Source organism: Aeromonas sp. ASNIH8 (genome assembly GCF_002919855.1).
Taxonomy (GTDB): domain Bacteria; phylum Pseudomonadota; class Gammaproteobacteria; order Enterobacterales; family Aeromonadaceae; genus Aeromonas; species Aeromonas caviae.
In genome coordinates this window covers 1-7,078 of sequence record NZ_PQLN01000147.1, presented here as the reverse complement: position 1 = coordinate 7,078, position 7,078 = coordinate 1, and the positions used below count along the sequence as shown (strand labels likewise).

General features: G+C 54.6%; 9 protein-coding genes. 1 reads left to right on the top strand and 8 read right to left on the bottom strand.

Annotation, left to right across the window (positions count from 1 at the left end):
* Positions 1 to 184: 184 nt before the first annotated feature.
* From C3418_RS22120 to C3418_RS22100, 5 genes are all read right to left on the bottom strand, one after another.
* Entirely contained in the window at positions 185 to 499 is a 315-nt protein-coding gene (locus tag C3418_RS22120) for a hypothetical protein (RefSeq protein ID WP_199416971.1), read from the bottom strand.
* 186 nt (positions 500 to 685) lie between these two features.
* Positions 686 to 2,056, bottom strand: a complete 1,371-nt coding sequence (locus tag C3418_RS22115; protein ID WP_103859293.1) for an ISL3 family transposase — start codon at positions 2,054 to 2,056, stop codon at positions 686 to 688.
* Between the two features lie 16 nt (positions 2,057 to 2,072).
* A complete protein-coding gene (locus C3418_RS22110) occupies positions 2,073 to 2,453 on the bottom strand; it encodes a type II toxin-antitoxin system HigA family antitoxin (RefSeq protein ID WP_103859292.1) in 381 nt (126 codons plus the stop codon).
* Between the two features lies 1 nt (position 2,454).
* Positions 2,455 to 2,760 carry a type II toxin-antitoxin system HigB family toxin gene (locus tag C3418_RS22105; RefSeq protein ID WP_103859291.1) on the bottom strand — a complete coding sequence of 102 codons (306 nt, stop codon included), beginning with the start codon at positions 2,758 to 2,760 and terminating at the stop codon, positions 2,455 to 2,457.
* A gap of 479 nt (positions 2,761 to 3,239) precedes the next feature.
* Positions 3,240 to 3,827: a DMT family transporter gene (locus C3418_RS22100; protein WP_103859290.1), complete on the bottom strand. Its 588-nt coding sequence runs from the start codon at positions 3,825 to 3,827 to the stop codon at positions 3,240 to 3,242.
* A 62-nt stretch (positions 3,828 to 3,889) separates the two neighbouring features.
* Between C3418_RS22100 and C3418_RS22095 the strand changes: the two genes are divergently transcribed.
* A protein-coding gene (locus C3418_RS22095; protein WP_374755713.1) for an IS3 family transposase occupies positions 3,890 to 5,016 on the top strand; the annotation gives its coding sequence in 2 pieces (ribosomal slippage) (positions 3,890 to 4,148 and positions 4,148 to 5,016; 1,128 coding nt in all).
* Positions 5,017 to 5,032: 16 nt separating this feature from the next.
* Here C3418_RS22095 and C3418_RS22090 read toward each other — a convergent pair.
* From C3418_RS22090 to C3418_RS22080, 3 genes are read right to left on the bottom strand one after another with little or no spacing between them, the layout of a single operon-like run.
* Positions 5,033 to 5,482 (bottom strand): EamA family transporter, encoded by a 450-nt coding sequence (locus tag C3418_RS22090; protein WP_103859288.1) that lies wholly within the window; start codon positions 5,480 to 5,482, stop codon positions 5,033 to 5,035.
* A 39-nt stretch (positions 5,483 to 5,521) separates the two neighbouring features.
* The gene (locus C3418_RS22085) at positions 5,522 to 6,055 is read right to left on the bottom strand and encodes a carboxymuconolactone decarboxylase family protein (protein ID WP_103859287.1); all 534 of its coding nucleotides are present in this window, start codon (positions 6,053 to 6,055) and stop codon (positions 5,522 to 5,524) included.
* 51 nt (positions 6,056 to 6,106) lie between these two features.
* Positions 6,107 to 6,856 (bottom strand): SDR family NAD(P)-dependent oxidoreductase, encoded by a 750-nt coding sequence (locus tag C3418_RS22080; protein ID WP_103859286.1) that lies wholly within the window; start codon positions 6,854 to 6,856, stop codon positions 6,107 to 6,109.
* Positions 6,857 to 7,078: the final 222 nt, after the last annotated feature.

Sequence of the window (7,078 nt, the reverse complement as noted above, 5' to 3'; positions counted from 1 at the left end):
CGGTCAACTGCTGATAGCTCATGGTGATACTGCTTTTACTTTGGCGAGCAGAAGGGTACCACCAATCAGCAGTTGGCCACCTCTCGCCATTCATCCATGAGTGTCGCACTTATTATCTGAATTCCCGTTATGCTTCAAGGCTGCTGTGGGATGAAAATAAAGTTATCATCCTATAGTCAGCATTTTAGAAAAAATCTTCCTTAAAGGCCCAAAGGCAATGACTATGATTCAGTGAGCCAAATGCTGCATTGCAGTTTATATATAACGTCAGGAACCTAGAATGAAACTCTGATTTATCATCACGAAGTGCAAATTCTTCACTCAGGAATGCACCGATATCTGAATCAGTACGCTCGGCGCATTCTGGCCAGAAATTTTGACGAGCTTCAATGTATTTCTCTGCCAAATGGTAGGCTTGGTTTACCAACGGCCCGGAAAAAAACGCTTCATTGTTATCCCGTTCCGGTAGCATGAATGGATTTTGTGGAGCAGATGCCATGATTTATTCCTCTTCTCTGTTCATGCCTATTACGGCATGGTGTTCTAGTGAAAGTTAGGGTGATACTTTATTTTCAAGTCTGAAACTCTATTTTTAGGGATGACACTTTTCATCCCACAGCTACCGCTAAAAAATTTCACATGTGAAATTTTGGGGCTTCGGATTTTCCGGTGTACAGACCCTGATTTAGCCCCTTGTTGGCCAATGGTCGATTTCGGCCAGTAAGGTGGACAGGTCGGTTCCGAGCATCACTTCCTTCACGACGTTCCTGACATCGTATTGCAGTTCCTCGGGCGTCATCCGACCAAGGCTGAAATACATCCGGGCACCTTCAAGCTCGTCAAATCTGGGCCGGCGCTTCACCTTCACCTGCTCGACCCGTCGTGCTTTCCGCTGCATCACGTCCGTGAACAGCACCTTGGCGCGCAGCACCTCGAAGCTGTAGCCATTCCCCTCTTGGTACGCCTTCCGGATCTTGGCATTGAACGACTCGGTGAAGGCGTTGGTGATCGGATGCTCGAAGTAGGCAAGGATCTGTTTCCGCCACGTCCGCCAGGCGGTGGTGATTGCCCGGAACGGCTTGGCAAGCTCCGGCGGGATAGCTTCCTGCCAGCGCAGGTACTCCGCCGCCGCCTCGTCCGGGGATTCGCAGTCCCAGATCCTGAAATACCGCTCCTTCAACTCGTAGGCGACCTTCAGCTGGGGAAAGTTGTTCAGCCAGCCAGAAACCGCCAGCCACTGTTCATCGGATAGCTCGTGCTGACGCATGGTTAGCAGCTTTCGCTCGCGCTTCAAGGCCAGATTCAGCTTGCCGCTGATCGTGTCCTTCATTCGTCGCCGGACGGCTTCCAGCGCCTCATTGCCCATCCGGATAATGTGGTACTTGTCGACCACATGAACGACGTGCGGCAGGACTTCCTGGATGGCCTCCCGGTACGGGCGGTACATGTCAGTCGAAGCCGCCTGAATCCGTTCTGGATTGGGCAGGCTCTTCAGGAATTCAACGATGGTCTTCTTGTACCGGTTCTCCAGCATATCGACCAGGCAGCGGTCGCCAATGTTGGTGATGACGCCTCGTGGCCGGGAAAGGTAGATTTCATCCAGCCCAAGGATGACCGGAGTATCACGCTGGTACTGCTTCTCCAGTTCGGCAACGTACTCGCCAAAGATGGCCCGGACGGTTTTTTCATCAATGCCGACCTGCTTGGCGATCTCCGTGAACGGGTATTCAAGCGATTGCCGCCCGATCCATTTCACCAGGCGCTCGGTCATCTGCCGGTCGGCATCGACCTCGGGCACAACAGCGGTGAAGGTCCGCACGCAGTCATGGCATTTCAGGCGGGGAACGTCGAGGTGGATGGCCACAGCCCGGCCATGACTGGGCAGGTCACGGACAAACAGGGTTTTCTGTTGATGGACGACCACTCTGCTTGCTGGCCCACATGACGGACACAGGCGGGAAATCGCCTTGGGCGTGGCGCGAACGTGGTATTCGGTGTCGGTTTCCCGGAAATCCACCACATCCAGACCGGGCAGGTTGAGGATGTTGACGGGCACAGCGCTTCCTACCGGATCAAGCAGCGGCGGATAGCTTGGATGGGCGGATCAGGCTCTCGGCAGGGATTCCGAACTTCTCGTGCAGTCGCCAGATCATGTTGAGCGTCAGCGGACGCTTGTGATTCAGGATTTCATAGACGCGGTTCAGACGGCCGATGGCCGGCACCAAGTCCTTCGGTGCCAGTCCGGCTTGCTCCATGCGGAACTTGATGGCTTCCACCGGATCGGGAAGGTCGATGGGGAAGTGCTTGGCTTCATAGGCTTCGAGCAGCGTTACCAGCACCTCGAACCGGTCTCCTTCCGGGGAGCCTGGCTCTGGCTCGTTTTCGAAGTACGCCGATACCTCGCGCAGAACAGCCCGATAGTCAGCGTCGGTATGAATTGGTCGGATTTCCATGTCAGGACTCCATTTCAACGGTTTCGGCGTCAATCAGATCGTACTCGGCGTGCGTGCCGATGAATTTCACGTAAACAGCCTGGAAGCGATAGGCCACTGAGACCACCAGTCGATAGTCATTGCCCTTGATGTTGAACACGACCCGGCGATTCTTCAGGATGCTGGCGCTACGGTACTGCGCCTTGATGTCCGCCGGCTGGCTCCAGTTCGCCTTCTTCACCTCATCCACCCAGGACTTCAAGGGCTGCTCGGCGTCCGGATTGGATTCCCAGAAAGGTCGCAGGTAGCTGACGGCAATGATTCGCATGCGAAAGTTTAGTCCCAAATCGGGATATAGCGCAAGTGCCCTATGTCTTCGGTCATGCTGCGTTGCACGGCGATTTGCCAATTCCGCCTAGCGGCCTTCGCGTGGTCGAAAGGCCGGGTTCGACCCAAACCTGCCTGATGACGCTTTCATTGGCAATGGCTGTTCTTCGATCCTCAAGCCGCCATTTGTTGCTGCTAGGTTCGCAACCTCTGCAGCAGAAATACAAACCGCCGCGATAAAACTCGAGCTCATGCGGGTCGCGCTTTCAGAGATATTGCACCCACGCGAATCGCTTTTGACTTCGATTCGCGTGGGTAACCGGATGCCAACGACTTGAGCACAATGTTCGATACCGCCATCCTTCAGCAGTGTTGCCTATGTCTGATGCGGGCTTCGAGTTCAGTGTGCTGATTCGTGAGATTTGTTTTCATTAAATTGCCATGCAGGTTTGCCAACTTTGATCTAAATCCGATATCGCTTTAGCGAGTTGGCCGTTGGCTGATTGAATTCGTAACTGCGATGATCAACCCTGCCATCGCGACAAGTAGTCCGGCTCCTTCGCTGAGTGTGGGAACGTGTGCCAGCACAGGCCACGCCATCAAGGCAGCAAGTCCTGGCGCGAGTGCCGGAAACAATGCCGCCCTAGCCGGCCCGAGTAGAGAAACCATTTTTGCGTAGGTATACAAGGTACCTGCACCAGCGATGACACCTTGCACCAACACCTCGATCCAAAGCACATGTGGTGCAGCATCAATGAGTCGTTGGCCGCCGGACAACAGCAGGTAGGCAGGCACATAAGTTAGCAGCGCTGAGAATGAAACCACCGCCGTGGCGAGCAGGGGGTCGAGCTTGTTTTTGCGTAACAAAACCCCGAAACCTGCCCAAAGCGCGCCAGCAGCGATGAACATAAAGTCACCCAATAACGCACCGGCACTAAAACTGTTCGCATCAACGCCGGAAAGTATTAACAACCCGACCAAAACAACTGAGATGCCGACAGCTTTACGCGTCGTGATTTTGTCGCCAAGCACCCATGCGCTAAGAGGTGGTTCCGCGAATCCGGACATCGAGTTAAGTGAAATCTCTGCTTCAATGGGCGATGGAAATCGCCTGCCTAGGAGCAGAAGCAATGAGAAGACCCCGCCGTAACCACACAGCCGCCTTCAAGGCCAAAGTGGCGATTGCCGCCCTCAAGGGCGATGAGACGCTGGCTGCGTTAGCAGAGAAGTTTGACGTTCATCCGAATCAGATTACGCAATGGAAGACACAATTGCTCGAGAACGCCTCGGGTGTCTTTGCGACGGCTGCCGAGAAGCAGGCGGCCACGCCGGACCTGAAGGATTTGCATGCAAAGATAGGCCAGCAGGCGTTGGAGATTGATTTTTTGGCCGTCGCGCTCGGTCGCATCGGCGATGCGAGCGCAAAACGATGATCGACAAGGCCCACGATCTGCCTGTCGTCAGGCAAGTCCAGTTACTTGAGCTTTCGCGTTCTTCTGTCTATTACCAGCCGCAGCCCACATCCGAAATCGATTTGATGCTGATGCGGCGGATTGATGAACTGCACCTGGAGCATCCCTTTGCCGGTGCGCGGATGTTGCGCGATATGCTCAAGCTCGAAGGCCATGAAATCGGTCGCAAACATGTCGGTACGCTGATGAAGAAGCTCGATATCCAGGCCATCTACCGCAAGGCCAACACCAGTCGGCGCAACCAGGCACACCGCATCTATCCCTACCTGCTGCGCGGCCTTGCCATCGAGCGTCCGAATCAGGTCTGGGCCATGGATACGACCTACATCCCGATGCGCCGGGGCTTCGTCTATCTGAGCGCGGTGCTTGATTGGGCAACCCGTCGGGTGCTGAGTTGGCGCCTGTCGAACAGCCTGACGGCTGATCCCTGCGTCGATGCTCTGGAAGAGGCCATCATGAAGTATGGCCGACCGGAAATCATGAACACAGACCAGGGCAGCCAATTCACCAGTTCGGCCTTCATTGGCTTGCTTCAGGAGCACAGCATTCAGGTCAGCATGGATGGCAAGGGCTGCTGGCGCGATAACGTATTCGTCGAACGCCTCTGGAAATCGGTCAAGTACGAGGAGATTTACCTGCACGGCTACGACACCGTTTCCGAGGTCCGACAGGCGCTGGCCCGCTACTTCGATTTTTACAATCGTCGTCGCCCGCACTCAACGCTTGACGGGCAAACCCCGGATACGGCTTACTTCAACCAGCCGCTGCTCGCCGCAGCGGCTTAACCCGCAGAGAACTCACTTAAGAAAACCAAATTTCTGTCCAACTGCGCGGGGCCACCTCTCTAATGAGCATGCCCATTACACTCATGGAAGCAAAAGGAAACACCGCCGCATGACTAGAAGGTGCTAGTTGCAACGCGCCAAACATCAAGAGACCGAAGGGCGTTCCGGCGAGAAGAGAAATTGCCACCCATACTTTCCAATGAGCGAGCAATTCGTTTCTGCCTCGTCGCCATGCCAAAAGCAATATCGGCAACGTGATAATGCCTGCCACGCCGAAGCGCAAGACGGTTAGATCTGGCGACTGGAGGCCGTTAACGATGCCCCAACGGGCGACGACCGTATAAAGGGCACCAATACTTGCCGCGAGGAGCCCAACGGCGACGCCCTTTATCAGACGGCTTTGCTCTGATGCGGCGGCTTGAGTATCGAGCCGCCCAACTGGGCTAGAAAGTGTCATTGTGTTCATGCTTACCTCGCGCAAGTCGTTGATGGTGGGTGGGCGAACTTACAGTTTTGGTGCTGCAGGAAAGTCCACCGGCACTTTGGTGACACCGTGCAAATAGTTGGTAACGGTCTTGTCGCCAATGGTGACAATGGTGTCGACTAGGTTTTCGTTGGTCCAACCCGCCGCGAAGAATGCGTCAACGACTGCGGCGTCCGCATGGCCACGATTGACGGCGATGTTTTTGGTGAGTTTTGCAAGTGCATCGAGTTTTGTATCGAAGGTGGCACTCCCTCCACGGATTTCCAACAGTTGTGCGGCCGTAAAGCCAACCATTCCACCTATGACGGTGTGTGCAGCAAGGCAGTATTCACAACTATTGACCTGGCTAACTACTAGGTTGACCACTTCGCGTGCCTTACCGTTGATACTGCTCTTGGCGTTCTGCAACGTCAGATAACTGCCGAGTGCGTTTTCTGAATACGCCAGAGTTGCGTATAAATTGGGCACCATGCCCAATCCTTTTTTCAGGTTTTCGAACATTGCCTGGTTGGTTGGGCTGACTTGAGCAAATGTGGGGACGGTAAATGATTTCATGCTAGAACTCCTTGAGATTGAAGAAAATTGATGAATGGTTAGAGATTGGAACTATTGCGCGGTATAGCCACCATCAACGGCAATACGCTGGCCGGTGAGGTAACGCGCTTTGCTGCTTGAGACAAACAAAATGGTTTCGGCGATTTCTTCGACAGTAGCTGCGCGTTTTGCCGGTATCATCGAAAGGAACCCAGCCTTCGCCTCATCACTGCGGCCGACAAAACGGTCGAGCATGTCCGTTTCGACCGGGCCGGGAGCAATGGCATTTACACGTACACCGGCTGCGGCACCTTCGAGCGAGGCGCTTTTGGTCAAGCCTTCAATGGCGTGTTTGCTCGCGGCATAGACCGAGGCACCCGCAACACCTACTTGCCCCGCAATCGATGACAAATTTACGATGGACCCTGATCCTTGGGCCAACATGACGCGCATTTCGTGTTTAAGCGAAAGCAAAGTGCCGAGTACGTTGGTTTGAAACGTCGCATCGAAGTTGTCGACCGATGCGTCGGTGATTGGCCCGAGATTGCCTTCGGTTCCGGCATTGTTAATCGCGATATCAAGCCTGCCAAAGCGCTTCACCGTCGCTTCGATCAAGCTGCGCACGTCGGCTTCAATACGCACGTCCGCACGCTGAAACTCCGCTTGAGCGCCGAGGCAGCGTAGTTCTGCGGCAAGCGCATGGCCGGCTTCGTCGCGGCGTCCGCTGACGACAACGTTGGCGCCTTGCCGGGCGAAGGCGATAGCGGTGGCGCGGCCGATGCCGGTAAGTGCGCCGGTAATGAGTACGACTGATGCGCTCATGATTTACTCCTGTTGTGTTGCTTGGTTGGGTTGGCTGGTTGATTCATCGCTGAACCATGAATCGCATTGTGATTAATGCGTTAATCATCCGCTAGTGGCTAATAACATCATGTCGATCAGCCAATAACATCATGCCGATCACCGTTTTTCTGCCCGCGTTTATAGCGTCTTTCTTTTACTCCGCCTGATCGGCTTCGGTCAAGTTGGCACCCTGTTTTCGCA

What these genes read in the sequence shown, in the direction of transcription:
- C3418_RS22080 (WP_103859286.1), bottom strand. Translation starts at nt 6,856, where the DNA reads ATGAGCGCATCAGTCGTACTCATTACCGGCGCACTTACCGGCATCGGC.
- C3418_RS22085 (WP_103859287.1), bottom strand. Translation starts at nt 6,055, where the DNA reads ATGAAATCATTTACCGTCCCCACATTTGCTCAAGTCAGCCCAACCAAC.
- C3418_RS22105 (WP_103859291.1), bottom strand. Translation starts at nt 2,760, where the DNA reads ATGCGAATCATTGCCGTCAGCTACCTGCGACCTTTCTGGGAATCCAAT.
- C3418_RS22120 (WP_199416971.1), bottom strand. Translation starts at nt 499, where the DNA reads ATGGCATCTGCTCCACAAAATCCATTCATGCTACCGGAACGGGATAAC.
- C3418_RS22110 (WP_103859292.1), bottom strand. Translation starts at nt 2,453, where the DNA reads ATGGAAATCCGACCAATTCATACCGACGCTGACTATCGGGCTGTTCTG.
- C3418_RS22090 (WP_103859288.1), bottom strand. Translation starts at nt 5,482, where the DNA reads ATGAACACAATGACACTTTCTAGCCCAGTTGGGCGGCTCGATACTCAA.
- C3418_RS22100 (WP_103859290.1), bottom strand. Translation starts at nt 3,827, where the DNA reads ATGTCCGGATTCGCGGAACCACCTCTTAGCGCATGGGTGCTTGGCGAC.